Source organism: Streptomyces sp. NPDC037271, assembly GCF_055603605.1.
The window spans coordinates 26,136-41,089 of record NZ_JBVJVN010000038.1; the positions used below are offsets into that span (position 1 = coordinate 26,136).

Below are 14,954 nucleotides of genomic sequence, written 5' to 3' on the forward strand. Positions count from 1 at the left end.
GCGGCCGCCTGGCCCGGCGGGCGGCCCGACGGCCCTTCGGGCGCGGTGTCAGGCACTGCTCCACCGCTGGTCGTCACGGCCGTTGCATTCCCAGAGCACCACCTGGGTGCCGGACGCCCCTCCGAAGAGGTCCAGACACTTGCCGCTCGACGTGGACAGCAGCGCTTTTCCCGACAGGCCGAACCGCTGAGCCGCCGACTGGTCACACGGTGCGAGAACCACCGGTGTACGGTCCGCGGTGCCCGTGACGGTCGCGCAGAGGCCACCTGCCTCCGTGCTGTGTCGATGTGAGGCGGGCGCGCTCCGGCAGCCTGCCGCCGGGGCACGGAACGCGTTTCCGGGCGCTGCGGCCGGGCTCGCGCCCGCCTCACCGGATCCTCCTCGTGAAACGACCGATGGACATCGGCTGTTCGGCCTATACCGCCGGTCTGCCTGCCGCGAGGTGGTGTGCGCGCCCCTCCCGTCCCGGGGATGCCTGGGGGTACTGGGGCCAGGTTCCCGGCGGCCGGCGAGCTTAGCCTGAGGGGTATGACTACCTCGAAACTGGGCGATTACCTGCGGAGCAGGCGCGCGCAGGTGACGCCGTCCGACGTCGGTCTGCCCGAGGACGGGCGGCGGCGCGTGCCCGGTCTGCGCCGTGAAGAGGTCTCGATGCTGGCGCGTATCAGCGTCGACTACTACCTGCGTCTGGAGCAGGGCCGTGAGCGGCACCCGTCGCCGCAGGTCCTGGACGCGCTGAGCGACGCGCTGCTGCTGGACGACGACGGCAGGCTGCACCTGTTCCGGGCCGCGGGCATGGCTCCGCTTCCGCGCCATGAGGGCAGCACCGAGCGAGCGGACCCGCAGCTGCTGGAACTGGCCGAACTGTGGGACCGCACGCCGGCCCTGCTCCTGGGCCGGGCCTACGACGTCCTGGCCGCGAACACGCTGGGGCGGGCGGTCTTCCCCCACCTCCAGCCCGGCGCGAACGTGCTGCTCACGATGTTCCTCGATCCGTCGGTCCGCTCCTTCCACCTGGACTGGGACAAGGCCGCGGCCAACACGGTCGCGGGCTTCCGCTTCCTGGAGGGCGCGCGGCCCAACGACCCACGCATCGCCGAGGTACTGCGGACGGCCTCGGAAGGCAGCCGTCACTTCACCGACCTGTGGCAGCGCCGAGACGCACGGGGCAAGAGCGACGCCGCGAAGACCCTGCTGCATCCCGACGTCGGCGAACTGGCCCTGCGCATGCAGACCTTCGACGTACGCTCCGCCCCGGGGCAGCAGCTGGTCGTCTACCACGCCCAGGAGGGCACCGGAACCGCGGACGCGCTCCGTCTGCTCGGCTCCCTGGCGGCGACCACCACCCACTCCGGACACCGGGACGACTCACCGAGGCGGACCACATGAGGTCCCGCTCCGCGACCATGACCGGCATCACCTGTGACGCCGTCCTCGTCCTGGGCGCTCTCGCCGCGTGCACGACGACACACGACGACGGCGCAAGGCAGCCCTCGGCGTCAAGCGCGACCGCGACGCCCCCGCCGGCACCGCTCGCGGCCTCCGAGCCGGACGACCCCCCAGTGCGGTGCGGCGGCCGGGTCCTCAGTACGGTGCGGCGGCCGGGTCCCCCAGCGAGCCCTGCGGGCGGATCAGACCGGCCTCGTACGCCAGGATCGTCGCCTGTACCCGGTCGCGCAGTTGCAGCTTCGTGAGCAGTGCGTTGACGTGGGATTTGACCGTACCGGTCGTCACGCCGAGCTGTACCCCGATCTCGGCGTTGGTCAGGCCGGAGGCGATCAGCAGCAGCACCTCCCGCTCGCGCGGGGTGAGCCCGGCGAGCTGGCCGGACAACTCCGGCGGGAGGGGCGCCCCGTGAGCGAACTGCCCGATGAGGCGGCGGGTGACGGTCGGCGCGAGGATGCCCTCCCCGCCGGCGACCACGCGGATCGCGGTGAGCACGTCCTCGGGCAGGGCGTCCTTGAGCATGAACCCGGAGGAACCGGCGCGCAGCGCCTCGTACACGTACACGTCGAGGTCGAAAGTGGTCAGTACGAGCACCTTGGGACTGCTGTCCAGGGCGGTGATCAGCCGGGTGGCGGACAGTCCGTCCATGCCGGGCATGCGGATGTCCATCAGGACCACGTCGGGAGCGGTGCGTTCGGCGAGCGCGACCGCGCCGGCGCCGTCACCCGCCTCGCCGACCACGGTCAGATCCGCTTCGGCATCGACGACGGCGGCGAATCCGGCACGGACCACCGCCTGGTCGTCGACGACCATCACACGTATGGCGATGGCAGGACCTCCTGAGCAGGGACCGACGGGTTGCCGACCGGCACCGTTACCCGCAGCGTACCTGCCCGGTCGACGGCCGTCCGCCCCGCCGCCGACTCCGCCTGGACGTGGATCCGTTCGGCGACCGGGCCCGCGGCCGCGAGCGGCACCCCGGTGACCGTGACGTGCACCTGCCCGCGCCGCCGTCGCAGCGTCACCCGGGCCGGACCCCGGTCGCCGGCTCGGAGCGCGGCCTCCACCACCCGGTACACGGTCAGGGACACCGACGCGGACAGGTCCTCGACGGCGCGCGGCAGTCCGCTGACGGTCACGTCACGGCCGGCCGCGCGCAGGGCCCCGCACAGTGCCTCCAGGTCGGCCGCGCCGGGCTGCGGGGCATGCTGCCCGCCGTCCTCGGCGGCACCGCGCAGGCTGCGCAGCAGTTCCCGCATCGCCGCGAGCGCCGCCCGTGCCTCGCCGGCCACATCGTCCGGTGTCCCGTCGCTCGCGTGACCCACCATGCGGGTGGTGCGCCTCAGTACGGTTTCGTGCAGCTCGGCGGCGATCAGCCGGCGTTCGGTGGTCGCCGCCAGCGCGGTCTGTCGCACCGAGTCGCCGAACGCGCTCTCCTCGCGGGTGACGACCCGTATCCGCCGTCGGCGGACCCCCGTGCCGACAGCCCACAGCACGATCAACAACGGGGCCGCCGCCCACATGACGAGGTACGCGGCCCAGAGCACCATGGTCGCATCGCCGGACGGCCGCACCAGCATCTGGTCGACGGCGACCGTCACGGCCATCGCGGCCACCACGTTCACCGTGGTGGCCAGGGCGGCGCCGAAGGCTCGTACGGGCCGGCGGCCGAAGGCGGCGACCGCGTACACCGCCATCGCCTCGGACACCATGGCGGACGGCAGCAGGTCCACCCAGTCCGACGGCACCAGCCCCGCGGCGACCGCGGCGGGCGTCAGCCACGCGGTCGCGGCCACCCCGGCCAGGGCGAGAGCGGGAGTACGGCGCCGCCAGAGCAGGGGCAGCGCGTGCGCCGTCAGAAGCAGGGTCACGGTCGTCGTACCGAGCGCGTCGCCGGACGGGGACACCATGAACAGCGGCAGTATCACGGCGGTCAGGCAGAGCAGCACGTCCGCCAGCCACTGTTCGCGCCGCAGATCGCGGCGCAGGGACGCCGAGTCCGGCTGGACCGGTCCCGTGCCGTCGGGCAACGTGGCCGTCACCCTCCAGCCCCCGTCCTCGGCCGGCTTCGCCGTCAGTTCGCCGCCGACGGCCGTCGCCCGCTCCCGCATGCCCGTGACCCCGTTGCCCGAGCCCAGTCCAGTGGTGGCCCGGGCGTGCTCCTCCGCGGCACGCGGCGCGCCGTTGGCGACCAGCAGGTGGAGGGCGCCGTCGAGGCGCCGGACGCGTACCCGCACGGCGGCTCCGGGCGCGTGCCGCAGTGCGTTGGTGAGGGCTTCGCGGACGATACCGAAGGCGGCCTCGGCGGCGGGCCCGGCGAGGTCGTCGGGCAGGTCGGCGTCGATGGGCCGGCCCAGCCGGTCGAACCCGCTGATCAACTCGCGCAGGCGGCCGCTCACCGGCTGCGGATCGGGTGCTTGGGCGTCCAGCATGGCGTCGGCCAGCCGGCGCAGCGAGGACAGGGTCTCCTCGCCGGTGCGCGCGGCGAACGCCATCGCCTCCTCGACCAGTTCGGGCCGGGTACCGCTGAGCCGGCGAGCCGCGTCCACCGTCACCACCACGGAGGTCAGGTGGTGGGCGCTGACGTCGTGCAGTTCCCGGGCGAGCCGGTGACGTTCGTTCTCGGCGGCCCGCCGCCGTTCCTCCTCGGCCCGCGCCAGCCGTCCGGCCGCGGCCCAGCGACCGCTCAACCACTGCCGCCGCGCCTCGCCGAGCCCCGCACAGGGCACGTACAACATGGCGGCGGAGCCCAGGTCGGCCAGCAGTTCCTTCGCCGAGCCACCGCCCAGGACACTCGGCAGCCCATCGCAGCCGATGACGGCGGCGGCGCACAGAGCGGTGATCCGGCCACCGTACTGCACCGCTACGGCATACAGGGCGACGAATATCCCGAGGTTGACGAAGTGATCGGGGGCGGCCAGAGTCCCGATGAGCATGCCGGCCGCCGTCCCGGCGAGCGCCGCCAGGGGGTCGCGGCGCCGCCGTCCCAGCGCGACGTACTGCACGACGATCGCCGCCACCAGCCCCGCGGGCCTCAGCAGTCCGGCAGGCTCGTTCTCCGACAGCAGCGAGGCCGTGAGCACGCCGACGCCGAGCAGCGCGAGGGCGGTCGGAAGCAGCCAGGTACGTATGGTTCCCATGACGCATGTGAGCGTAGGCCACCTGCGCCGTGCCGCCGTCTTCCGCACGGACGGAGGGATGTCTCCGCCCGGGGACGGAGGGGAAGACGTGCCGACCCGCGGCAGGTTCCCGTCACCCTTCGTCCGCCTCGGGACCGGGTGCCGTCTGCACCCTGCGGTAGAGCCGCCGTTCGTGCCGGTGACGGACGTGCTGGGGCGACGCCGCCGGAATGCTGGTGCACATGACCGATTCACCCCTGCTCAACGCGCTCCCCTACCATCGGATGGCGCGTTACACCGGACATCACCGCTGGTGGCGTCCGGTACTCGGACTGCTGCTGCTGGCCGGTGGCTGGCTCGTCCTCATCGGTGTCGTCGACATGGTCTCCTACGGCGCCGGCGCCGCCGCGGGCCGCCCCCGACTCCCGGACGGGACGTTCGACTTCGGTGCGCTGCCGAATCTGGTGCTGGAGCTGTCCTACATCGCGTTGATGCTGCCACCGGTGCTGCTCGCGGTGCGCTGGGCGGGGCGGCGTCCGGCGGGCACGGTGTCGTCGGTGACGGGGCGGCTGCGCTGGCGGTGGCTGGGCCGGTGCCTCGTGGTGGCGGTGCCGACCGTGGCGGTGCCGGGGCTGGCGCTGGCCTTCCTGCCCCTGGACGACGGTACGCGTGCGGAGCCGGCGCAGTGGGTGGACTGGCCGTCGTTCCTGGTGTCGCTGGCCGTGCTCTCGGTGTGTGTGCCGTTGCAGGCGGCGGCTGAGGAGTACGTGTTCCGGGGCTGGCTGACGCAGGCGGTGGGTGGTTTCCTGCGCTCGCCGTGGTGCGCGGTGCTGCCGCAGGCGCTGCTGTTCGGCGCGGCGCACGGCTGGGGCGCCGTGTGGGGCCTCGTGGACCTGTGCGTCTTCGGACTCGTCACGGGCCACCTCACCTTGCGCACCGGCGGGCTGGAAGCCGCCGTCGCCCTGCACGCGCTGAACAACCTGGTGAGCTTCGGGCTCGCGGCCGCCCTCGTCGACGGCCTCGCCTCCGACGACACCGCGGCCGACGCCCCGGTCCTGCTCGCCCTCATCGACATGGCCGTCACCGTCCTGTACGCCGCCGTCGTCCTCCGCCTCGCCCACCGTCACCGCCCCCAGCGGATCTCGGTGGGCGCCCCACGACCCACGCCGATGCCGTTGTACGCCACGACACCACTGCCCGAGATCCACGTCCTCCGCCGGCACTGACGACTGTCCGTGGCCGACCTGACGAACCGATGAACCGAAGGGGCAACCATGTCCACTCAAGCCGCTGGTGTCCGTTTCAGCTTGCTGGGGCCTGTGATGGCGACCCGGGAGGGTGTTGCTCTTGTTCTGGGTCCGCGTCAGCGGTGTGTGCTGCTGGTCCGGTTGCTCGTCGCCGATGGTTGTGCGGTGAGTCTGGACGGGCTGTGTGATGACTTGTGGGGGGAGCGTCCGCCGGCTCGGGCGGCGACGGCGGTGCACGCGCACATCAGCCGGTTGCTACGGGGTGCTGCGCCGGACCGCGCCGGGTCACGGGTACGCCGTACGCCAGGCCGTGTTCGACCGGCTCACTCCTCACTCCCCGGAACAGTGCGGCCAGGCTGGCCGACGGGGCGTGCCGGCCGCCCCGTTGACAGCGCGGCGGACGACCGGCCGTCAGCTCCGCGGAGGGCAAGGAGCGGGCCCCGCCGCGGAAGGGGCGAGGTCCCGCCGGGCCACGCCCCGCCCGCTGAAGAGACCGCCCTGACGGTCGTGCGTCACGCACCGCCGCCCGGGACGAGCGGGCGTCGCCGCGACCGACCGTGAGGTCCCGTCGCTGTTCCTCATCCAGCCCGCCGGCTGACCCTGGGTGTGCTGTGCCCAGGAAAACGGCGCCCTGGTTGTCACACCCGGCCGGTCCGATGCTGGAGGCACCGCCCACCCCGCACAGGCCCACCGCGCCTGGCACGACGAACAGGATCTCCCCTTGACCGCCTCCGGCACCACCAGCCCCGCCGTGCTCGAACAGCTCCAGCGCCGCTCCTGCGACCCGAAGCGGCGCATCCTGTTCACCGGCGCGACCATCGTCACCATGGACCCCGCCTCCGGTGTTCTGGACGGCGCCGATCTGCTCGTCGAGGGCGACACGATCACCGCGATAGGTCCTGGCCTGAGCCGGGAGGGAGCGGTCGTCGTCGACGCCACCGGCACCCTCCTCACGCCGGGCTTCGTCGACACCCACCGGCACGCCTGGGAGGCTCAGCTGCGCCGGATCATGCCGGACGTCGACGACCTCGGCGCCTATGTGATGTCCACCCTGGCCGGCTACGCCACGGTCTACCGGCCCCATGACATGTACGTCGGGACCAGACTGGCCGCGCTGACGGCCATCGACAGCGGCATCACGACCATGCTCGACTTCTCCCACAACTCCCGCACCCGTGAGCATTCCGACGCCGCCGTCGAGGCCCTCGTCGACACCGGCATCCGAGGCGTGCACGCCTCCATGGGCCCGCACTTCGGCGACTGGGACAAGCAGTGGCCCGGCGACCTGACCCGCCTCAAGGAGAAGTACTTCGCCGGCGACGACCAGCTGCTGACCCTGCGCCTGGCAGCCCTCGCCACCGACGAGATCGCCGGCCCCGCCCTCGCGTACGGACCCGAACTCGCCCGCACGGCCCGGGACCTGGGCATCGGGGTGAGCGTGGACGCCGTCTTCGGCACCTCCTCCTCGCAGGCCGTCGAGCAGTGGGCGAAGGACGGCATCCTCGGCGCGGACGTCACCCTCATCCACGCCACCGGCCTGACCCAGGCAGCGTGGAAGGCGATCGGGGAGAGCGGCACGACCATCGCCCTGGCCCCGACCTCGGACGCCCAGATCGGGCTGGAGACCGCGATCCCCGCGATCGACGAGGCCCTGTCGGTCGGGGTGCGCCCGGGGTTGAGCATCGACGTCGAGGTGGCCCTGGCCAGCGACATGTTCACGCAGATGCGGGCCCTGCACGCCATCCAGCGGATGCGCGCGGTCAACACCGTCTACGGCACCGACCGGCAGCCGGGACGCGTCACCACCCACGACGTCCTGGACTTCGCCACCCTGCAGGGCGCCCGCACCAACGGCCTGGAGGGCGTCACCGGCTCGCTCACCGTGGGCAAGAAGGCCGACCTGCTCGTCATCCAGGCCGAGGACCTCAACAACATGCCGCTCAACGACCCCATCGGCACGGTCGTCCTGGGCTCCGACGCCCGCAACATCAGCGCCGTCCTCGTCAACGGCGAGGTCCGCAAGTGGAACGGCCAGGTCCTGGGCGTCGACCTGCCCGCCCTGCGCGACGAGGTGCACGCCTCGCGCGCACACGTACTCGGCACCCCCGCCGCCTGACACACCCCCCGGGCCTTCGGCACGCGTCCGCCGGCCGGTCACCCGGTGGTGCACCGTGTGACCGGCCGGGGGGTCCCGTCACCACCGTCCCCAGTAGATCCGGCGTGGGTACCGCACCTGATAGCGATGCCACCGTTGTCCGGCATTCGCATCGCCCGCCGGGTGCTGACTTTCCACGACCGACTGACGAACCGATGAATGAAGGGGCAATCATGTCCACGCAAGCCGCTGGTGTCCGCTTCAGTCTGCTCGGACCCCTGACGGCCACCCGGCACGGGACCCTTCTCGGCCTCGGCCCGCGTCAGCGGCGCGTGTTGCTGATCCGGCTGCTCATCGCCAACGGTCGCGCCGTCAGCATCGATCGGCTTTGCGACGGCCTGTGGGGGGACCGCCCCCCAGCCCGGGCGGCGACATCGGTGCACGCGCACATCAGCCGGCTGCGCCGTGTCCTGCATCCCGCCGGGTCCTCCGAGGCATGCCGGGACGGTGTCCTCGCCACGACGCGGTGCGGCTATGTTCTGCGTGTCGCCGACGAGGACCTGGACACCGTACGGTTCGAACGCACCGTGGCGGCCAGCCACGATCTGCTGGAGGCCGGGCGGCCGGAGCGGGCCGCCGATGCCCTCGCCGAGGCCCTCGCCGCCTGGCGCGGCGACGCACTCATGGACGCTGCCTGTCTTCCTTTCGCCGCCCGGGAGATCGCCCGCCTGACGGAGCGCCGGCACGCCGCACGGGAGCTGTACGTCCGAGCGCTGCTGATGTCCGGGCGGCCGGGTCAGGCCGTGCACACCGCGCAGGACCTGATCGCCGATGAGCCGCTGCGCGAGTCCGCCTGGGACCTGCTGATGCGATCTCTGTGGCTGCTGGGCCGGTCCGCCGAGGCGGTGCAGCAGTACGACCGGGCCACCCGGGTCCTGCACGCGGAACTAGGCGTCGAGCCCGGCCCGGCCCTGCGCCGGCTCCGCCGGGCGATCCAGCAGCACGACGTGCCTGAGCTCGAGGGATGGACCCCCTCTCCAGTCCGGGCTGCCTGCTGACCGTGTCCACTCTGGATGCGCCGCCAGCCACGTCCGCCAGACGTGACGCGTATTGGGCACCTCGGGACGGTCCAGGAGCCAGAGAACGTACCGGGCATGGCGCTGTGCCCATGGGTTGTCCGAACAGGCGGCTCTTTCAAGCCTGCTGCGCAGGTCCTCACTGTCCACGGCCCGGGCCACGCGCACGTACTCGCGGTCCTTGCAGCGGTAGGGCCGCTGAACGACGGTCTCGACCAGTTCCACAAGCCTGCTTCTGACCGTCTCATCGTGGTGGGCGGCAGCCACGTCCCGAATGAGGCTTTCCTTCGTGCCCCACGACTTGGCATACCGTGTCCACTCCTGCGGATACCTCGCCTCCCACTCCAGGAAGCACAGCACGTAGGGAAGACCCGGCCACGTGCTGAGGTCGGGACCGGCCGGCCGGTCCCACAACCCACCAGGAAACGAATACCTCAGGGTCTTCAGGTAGTTTCTGCGCGCCGCCTGCCGCCCCAGCGAATACCTGCGACGCCACGCCCTGTTGTACCGATCCAGAGCCTCCTGAGTGTTCCTCTCGGCGTCAGCCAGACGGACAAGCGCCGCAGCACGTTCAGCCGGATCGCTTGCCACCAGCCCGAACGCCCACCCCAGCCGCTCGTGCCACACGTCGGTACCATCCACGCCCACGCCCGTATCCGCGTCCCTCTTCACCCGGCAGATCATGCTCTACCTCAAGCCACCATTGCTTTCATTTATCCAGTCATGCACAGCACCGTCCGACGTCGGCAGCACGGTGACATGACAAGACCCCTGCCTTCGTGACAACTACCGTGCTTCGGTTCATTGGTCCGGGGCTCGCGGGCTGTTCGGGGCGTGGCTGCTACAGCTCGAACTCGAGGTGCTCGATGTCCGTGAACCGGACCTCCTCCAGACTGCCGGCGCGTCGGCCGCCGTCCTGGAAGTACACCTCCTTGAGGGCTTCGGCGGCGATCTCCTGGAGGCGGGCGTCACCGGCGCCCTGCTTCTGGGCGTCGAAGAGGCGGGCGGCGTAGACGGGCGGCAGGGCGACGGTCAGGTGCCGGATGCGGTCCTGATCGGTGGACCCGATCGGCGCGGTGTAGCCGAGGCGGGCGCGGGTGTCGATGACGATGCCGTCGGTGGTGGCCGCCTTCGCCTTGGCCTTGGCCCGGATCTGGGGCTGCCAGCGGGCCTTCACCTCGTTCTCCAGGCGCGCGGCGAGGTCGGGGCGGGGCTTTTTGATCTGGTCCTTCACGTAGCGTTCGACGGTGCGCTGGGAGATCCGCAGCATCCGGGCGACCGCTTTCGTGCCCTTGAGCTGCTTGACCAGGTAGCGCATCTGCGCGGGCGCGGTCTTGGGCGTGGGGCGGGTGAACGCCTTCTGCACCGCGGCCTCCAGGCCGTCCCCGAACCGGCTCATCGTGGCCTTCTCCTACTCTCCGTTGTCGACGTCGGTGACGGTGCCGTCCTTGATGTACCGGGCGAGGTTGAGCTCCGGCGCGTTGAACCGCTCGCGGACCTCCTCGCCCCACAGGACGGTCTGGGTGCCCTCGTGCTTGACCAGGCCCGGGTTGACGCCGAGCTTGAAGCCGCCGGGCAGCGGCTTGCCGTCCCGGTAGGGCAGGAAGTCCAGCGGACTCTCGCCGCCCGCGGCGTAGACGACGCAGTCGGACAGGACCGCGATGGGGTACTGCCCGGTGAACGCCGCGTGTTTGACGATCTTGCGATGCAGGTTGATCCGCGTACGGGAGATGACCGCGGCCCGGATGTCCGGCCGCCACGTCGGCCGGGACAGCGCGCGCCACGGCTCACCCGGCCGCCAGCCCTCGCCCCGAGGCCGCTCGCGGAGCTTGCCCAGGCCGCCCTTGACCGTCGCCTTGACCGCCGAGACGACGATCGCCAGCTCCGGGTCACGGTCCTTGTAACCGTCCATCGCCGCGAGGAAGTCGGCCGGGGCAAGGTCGGCGTCCACGCCGAGGTCGGCCATCGTGGCGAGGTAGGCGTCACGGAGCCGGTTGTACCAGCCGTCCAGGTAGCGGCCGTTCTCGTAGCGCACCCATGCCTCCAGCGGGCGCACCTCGTAGCCCAGCTCCACCGCGTACGCCACGGTCGGCGTCGCGTACCAGGCCGGGCCGTCGGGCCGCTCGCCCTTCGGTGTGAACGGGGAAGGCAGCAGGCTGCCGTCCAGCTCCACCCACTCCTTGCCGGCCTTCACCCGCGACAGGTCGACGTGGCTGAGGTCGACCAGCCACGAGCCGGGCAGCTTCGGGTCGAACGCGGGGGCCTTGAGGCGCGTCGCCTCACCGAGGCCGACGGTCAAGCCGTTGGCGCCGGCCGCGAAGGCCATGTTGACGTCGATGCCGACCAGGTGGCGCAGGGTGCACTCCGCGTCGGTCATCGGCCGCGCCCAGTCGTAGGCCTCCTCGAACAGCTTCTCCGCCGGGCCGCGCACGTGGAACCGGGGCAGGTCATTGAGGACGGGGTGGCCGTCGGGGACCTCGCACGGCGGGAAGTTCATCGGGTCGATGGCGTCCTTGCCGAGCGAGCCGGGGTTGTGCTCGGAGTGCCGCTTGCCGTCGGCGTCGGGCTCGGAGGCCCGGGTCGGCGGGTGCAGGGCGGTCATCAGCTCCAGACCGGTCACGGCCGTGGAGCCGCGCGGCGTCATCAGACGGGAGGCGTACACGCCCAGGACGCGGGCGAGTTCGGCGGGCGGGAGCTGCCCGGCCTCGCCCCAGTGCCGGGTGTCGAGCGCGTTCCACGACGGGATGCACAGCTGCACGCAGGCCCGCTCCGAACCGGCGGCGGGGCGGTAGATCCGCGCCCACGGGCCGAAGCCGCGCTTGGTCAGCTTCCACTCCGCGCGCGCGAGCTGCTTGATGACCTTGTGGCCCTCCGGGATCCGTCCGGCGTGCTTCTCCTCCTCCGTGAGCGTGACGGGAAGGCCGTAGCGCTCGAGGGCGGCCTCGGTGAGGACGATCAGCGGGTCGGCGTCCTTGCCCGGCCCGGACAGCTTCGGCGCCCCGAGCCTGGCCTCGCGCAGCGTCCAGTCGACCAGGGCCGGGATGCTCTTGGCGGGCACGTCCAGGACCAGGCCGCCGGTGCAGTACGCCAGCACCTGCCCGTCCTCGACATCGACGACCGCGAGCGGACCGTTCTCGAACCGTGGATCGGCGGAGCCTGCCGGGGTACCGGCCGGGGCGGCCTTCTTCGCACCCGGGAGGCGCGACGTCGACGACGGCTTGGTGGTGCGCACCTGACGCGGCGCGGCCGCCGGAGCAGCGGCAACGGGAGCAGGGGCAGGGGTCTGGGCGTTCTCCGTCGCAGTCATGACCGCAGCCTCGGACGCCTGGCCTGTGGACAGAGTCCGCGCTTCCGCAGGGTCGGCGAAGCCCGCCGGGCGGGGCGCGCCGGGAGAGGAGTAGAGGGATGCGGTGAGTTCGTCGAGTACAGCGGCCGGCACGATACCTGCCGGGTCGCCGGCGCCGGCGAAGCCGGCGGGCACCGGGGCCGCCTGCTTCGCCGGCGTTGCGGGTGCGGGGTAGAGCTCCGCGAGCTGCCGCAGCAGCCGCGCGTACGCCTCACGCTCCGGGCCGCGCGGCTCGGTCGGTTTCTTCATCGACTCCCAGGCGGACACCGTGGCCCGACGCACCTTCAGCGCGCCTGCGACTTCGTCCAGCGTCAGGCCGTGCGCGGTGCGCAGCCGCTTGCGCTCCTCCGCCGGCGGCAGCGGGGAACGGGACGCGACCAGCGCGTCAACCGCGTCGAACAACTCGGACATGGACCACCTCCTGACCAATACCCTATCCCCATCGCGCTCTTTTGCCGTACGTATCGCGTACGAAAGGCGTACGAGCGTGGGTGGGTGATCCTGGCCGGGGAAGGGCCGGAAATCATCGCGTCACGCGAAGTCCATGTGGGGAGATACGAGCGGTCGCATTGCCCGGAGTAACCAGGGGGTCACGTGGGGTGGAAGAGCGCGTTCGACGACGCGATGAAGGAACTGACGGCGATACGGCACCAACTCCAACGTCTCGACGACCCGACGGTCGGGCTGACCGCACTGCACGGCGAGGTCACACAGAGCCGCCTGAAGATCCTGGAAAAGATCGAGGGGGGCGTCACCGGACTGCGCGAGGAGAACCGTGAGGTACGCCGACGCCAGGACCGGATGATCAGCGACCTGAACGAGACGCGGGGCGAGCTTCGGGAACTGCTGGACCTGGTCGACGTCCTGCGCCCCCTTGCGCTGGCAGCCGATGCCGGCGATGACGCGCAGATGCGTTCCGAGGAGACTGCGCCGCCGGCGGCGGAGCCTGGGGCGGAGGCCGACTACGGCTCCACCGGCCCTGCTGCAGCGCGTCCAGCCGACTCATCCGACACCGACACCGACACCCAGGGGGGAACCGTGGAGAACACTGAGCGCCGGCCGCAGCCCGAGGACGGGCGCCAGGAGCAGGACCTCGCTCTGAAGAACGCCATCGAGGCCGCTTACCAAGGGGGCACCGGCGCTTCCCACGCCCAGCCTTCCGGTGCCACACCACAGGCATCCGTCGGCGCGGAGAACCCGCAAGTCGGCCACGGTGTCCTTCTGCTGAAGGCCGCCGGCGTGGCCTCGGCGGAACTGATCGCGCACCGCGACACCTGGGAGTGGCTCGCCGCCCTGGCCGTCGACCACAGTCACTTCCGCACCCCGCCCGCTGTGGAGGACTTCAAGGAAGGCCGCGTCCGGACCGTCCTGTCCGGGCGCTCCCTCATCGCCCTGCTGATCGAGCTGTGGAACACCCGCGCCACCGCCACCCCGCTGGAGGGCGACTGGGCCATGGCCGTGACCTCCTACAACCGCATCGCGTCCGAACTCGCCGACGTCACCGGACAGGGCGAGACCATTCGCATCGTCCTGGACGACGGCCTCCCCCACGAGCCCCACGACCCCCGCGACGCCGGCGCCTGATCGGCACTGCCTGCCAGGGAACAGGCGATGGCCGCCCGGATCAGGACGGCCATCATGGCGCCGGCTCCTTCCCCGCTGCCGGTTACGGCGGGAGCCCCGCGGCGTCGGGCTCCGCCCCGGCCGGACGCTCATCAGCGGCCCGCAGCGGGACGTACACCGCCCGGGGCCCACGGGTCGCGTCGAAATCCGGGTCGTCCTTCCACGGCATCGCGAACCGGCGAAGGCGGTTCCAGGCGTCCCGGCGATCCTCCAGGTCTCGGTCCAGATCGGTGTCGTGGGCGAAGGAGGCATGGATGGCGTCGCGCGTCATGTCGACGGCCGTCTCCAGGGCGAGGGCGGCTCGGCGCTCCTCGCTGCCCGCCGGATGGGCGCGATCGGCCTGCTTGCGCAGCTGCACGACACCGACCTGGAGCGGGTCGTCGACGACTGGAATCCCCACCGCTACCGCTTCGATGCCGAGCCGTACCCGCCCGTGCCCCCGGCCCTCTTCGACGCGGTCCTCGAGTACGCCCTGGCCCCGTTCGCCCGCCTGCTGCACGACCCCGCCCGGCATGAGCGGTGGCAGATTTCCGAACACGCCTCCCTGGGACTGCCTCTTGAGTTCGGCGAAGGTGCCGGCTGGCGCATCCTCGCCACCTGCCCCGACCGGTGGCACGACCTGGTGCGCCACCCCACCCTCGGCACGGCCGTCCAGCACCTCCTGCTGGACCACGCCGAAGTGGAGGCACGCCGCACCCGCCTGATGGAGCCCGGCGGCGACTCCCTCGCCGGCGCCGATGGCGCCCCAGTCGAACGGCCGGAGCCCGCGCCGGCACTCGACTCCGACCTGGTGCGGGCTTGTCTGCCCGCGCTGTGCCTGCCGGAGATGGCGGCCTGCCCAAACCGAGCGTGACCTGCCGCCACCGGCTCAGCCGCATCGCCGAACGGGTCCGCTACAACCCCGGCCCACGTGGAGTGGTCCGTGGGGGTGGGGTGGGGACTCGGGGCCAGGGTGCCGCCGGCGGGGTGGTTCCCGGTTCGGAAGGGGGCGGCACATGACGG

12 protein-coding genes and 1 pseudogene are annotated in these 14,954 nt (G+C 72.0%); 7 read left to right on the plus strand and 6 right to left on the minus strand.

From position 1 onward, the window contains the following. Nucleotides 1–48: 48 nt before the first annotated feature. On the minus strand, nucleotides 49–576 hold the full coding sequence (locus ACZ7G3_RS34640; RefSeq protein WP_470930557.1) for an RICIN domain-containing protein: 528 nt from the start codon (nucleotides 574–576) through the stop codon (nucleotides 49–51). On the opposite strand from ACZ7G3_RS34640, the gene ACZ7G3_RS34645 reads away from it, so the two are divergent. Further along, nucleotides 529–1,389, plus strand: a complete 861-nt coding sequence (locus ACZ7G3_RS34645) for an MmyB family transcriptional regulator (RefSeq protein ID WP_470930531.1) — start codon at nucleotides 529–531, stop codon at nucleotides 1,387–1,389. The two genes, ACZ7G3_RS34640 and ACZ7G3_RS34645, sit on opposite strands and share 48 nt — an antisense overlap. Before the next feature lie 195 nt (nucleotides 1,390–1,584). Here the strand turns inward: ACZ7G3_RS34645 and ACZ7G3_RS34650 are convergent, their stop codons facing one another. Both ACZ7G3_RS34650 and ACZ7G3_RS34655 read right to left on the minus strand, forming a co-directional pair. Further along, nucleotides 1,585–2,259: a response regulator gene (locus ACZ7G3_RS34650; RefSeq protein ID WP_470930533.1), complete on the minus strand. Its 675-nt coding sequence runs from the start codon at nucleotides 2,257–2,259 to the stop codon at nucleotides 1,585–1,587. Further along, the gene (locus ACZ7G3_RS34655; protein WP_470930535.1) at nucleotides 2,259–4,586 is read right to left on the minus strand and encodes a sensor histidine kinase; all 2,328 of its coding nucleotides are present in this window, start codon (nucleotides 4,584–4,586) and stop codon (nucleotides 2,259–2,261) included. The genes ACZ7G3_RS34650 and ACZ7G3_RS34655 overlap by 1 nt, the downstream gene beginning before the upstream one ends. A gap of 221 nt (nucleotides 4,587–4,807) precedes the next feature. Between ACZ7G3_RS34655 and ACZ7G3_RS34660 the strand changes: the two genes are divergently transcribed. The 4 genes and pseudogenes from ACZ7G3_RS34660 to ACZ7G3_RS34675 all read left to right on the plus strand — a co-directional run bounded on the left by ACZ7G3_RS34660 (nucleotide 4,808) and on the right by ACZ7G3_RS34675 (nucleotide 8,965). Then, the gene (locus tag ACZ7G3_RS34660; protein WP_470930537.1) at nucleotides 4,808–5,791 is read left to right on the plus strand and encodes a lysostaphin resistance A-like protein; all 984 of its coding nucleotides are present in this window, start codon (nucleotides 4,808–4,810) and stop codon (nucleotides 5,789–5,791) included. Nucleotides 5,792–6,068: 277 nt separating this feature from the next. After that, a pseudogene (locus tag ACZ7G3_RS34665) lies at nucleotides 6,069–6,176 on the plus strand (MarR family transcriptional regulator); the annotation flags it as partial. 357 nt (nucleotides 6,177–6,533) lie between these two features. Then, nucleotides 6,534–7,928 carry an amidohydrolase family protein gene (locus tag ACZ7G3_RS34670; RefSeq protein WP_470930539.1) on the plus strand — a complete coding sequence of 465 codons (1,395 nt, stop codon included), beginning with the start codon at nucleotides 6,534–6,536 and terminating at the stop codon, nucleotides 7,926–7,928. A 212-nt stretch (nucleotides 7,929–8,140) separates the two neighbouring features. Next, a complete protein-coding gene (locus ACZ7G3_RS34675; RefSeq protein ID WP_470930541.1) occupies nucleotides 8,141–8,965 on the plus strand; it encodes an AfsR/SARP family transcriptional regulator in 825 nt (274 codons plus the stop codon). An 859-nt stretch (nucleotides 8,966–9,824) separates the two neighbouring features. Here ACZ7G3_RS34675 and tpg read toward each other — a convergent pair. After that, complete coding sequence (gene tpg / locus ACZ7G3_RS34680) at nucleotides 9,825–10,382, minus strand: telomere-protecting terminal protein Tpg (RefSeq protein WP_470930543.1); 558 nt, start codon at nucleotides 10,380–10,382, stop codon at nucleotides 9,825–9,827. A 12-nt stretch (nucleotides 10,383–10,394) separates the two neighbouring features. Then, complete coding sequence (tap, locus tag ACZ7G3_RS34685) at nucleotides 10,395–12,740, minus strand: telomere-associated protein Tap (protein WP_470930545.1); 2,346 nt, start codon at nucleotides 12,738–12,740, stop codon at nucleotides 10,395–10,397. Nucleotides 12,741–12,923: 183 nt separating this feature from the next. Between tap and ACZ7G3_RS34690 the strand changes: the two genes are divergently transcribed. After that, nucleotides 12,924–13,913 (plus strand): hypothetical protein, encoded by a 990-nt coding sequence (locus tag ACZ7G3_RS34690; protein WP_470930547.1) that lies wholly within the window; start codon nucleotides 12,924–12,926, stop codon nucleotides 13,911–13,913. Between the two features lie 82 nt (nucleotides 13,914–13,995). Here ACZ7G3_RS34690 and ACZ7G3_RS34695 read toward each other — a convergent pair whose 3' ends face one another. Further along, nucleotides 13,996–14,223, minus strand: coding sequence for a hypothetical protein (locus ACZ7G3_RS34695; protein WP_470930549.1), 228 nt, complete (start codon nucleotides 14,221–14,223; stop codon nucleotides 13,996–13,998). Here ACZ7G3_RS34695 and ACZ7G3_RS34700 point away from each other — a divergent pair. Beyond that, the gene (locus ACZ7G3_RS34700) at nucleotides 14,203–14,805 is read left to right on the plus strand and encodes a hypothetical protein (RefSeq protein ID WP_470930551.1); all 603 of its coding nucleotides are present in this window, start codon (nucleotides 14,203–14,205) and stop codon (nucleotides 14,803–14,805) included. The two genes, ACZ7G3_RS34695 and ACZ7G3_RS34700, sit on opposite strands and share 21 nt — an antisense overlap. The last annotated feature ends 149 nt before the right edge of the window (nucleotides 14,806–14,954 follow it).

Coding starts and splice junctions, on each gene's coding strand:
- ACZ7G3_RS34645 (WP_470930531.1), top strand. CDS start 529: ATGACTACCTCGAAACTGGGCGATTACCTGCGGAGCAGGCGCGCGCAG.
- ACZ7G3_RS34650 (WP_470930533.1), bottom strand. CDS start 2,259: ATGGTCGTCGACGACCAGGCGGTGGTCCGTGCCGGATTCGCCGCCGTC.
- ACZ7G3_RS34655 (WP_470930535.1), bottom strand. CDS start 4,586: ATGGGAACCATACGTACCTGGCTGCTTCCGACCGCCCTCGCGCTGCTC.
- ACZ7G3_RS34660 (WP_470930537.1), top strand. CDS start 4,808: ATGACCGATTCACCCCTGCTCAACGCGCTCCCCTACCATCGGATGGCG.
- ACZ7G3_RS34675 (WP_470930541.1), top strand. CDS start 8,141: ATGTCCACGCAAGCCGCTGGTGTCCGCTTCAGTCTGCTCGGACCCCTG.
- tpg (WP_470930543.1), bottom strand. CDS start 10,382: ATGAGCCGGTTCGGGGACGGCCTGGAGGCCGCGGTGCAGAAGGCGTTC.
- tap (WP_470930545.1), bottom strand. CDS start 12,740: ATGTCCGAGTTGTTCGACGCGGTTGACGCGCTGGTCGCGTCCCGTTCC.
- ACZ7G3_RS34700 (WP_470930551.1), top strand. CDS start 14,203: ATGGATGGCGTCGCGCGTCATGTCGACGGCCGTCTCCAGGGCGAGGGC.
- ACZ7G3_RS34695 (WP_470930549.1), bottom strand. CDS start 14,223: ATGACGCGCGACGCCATCCATGCCTCCTTCGCCCACGACACCGATCTG.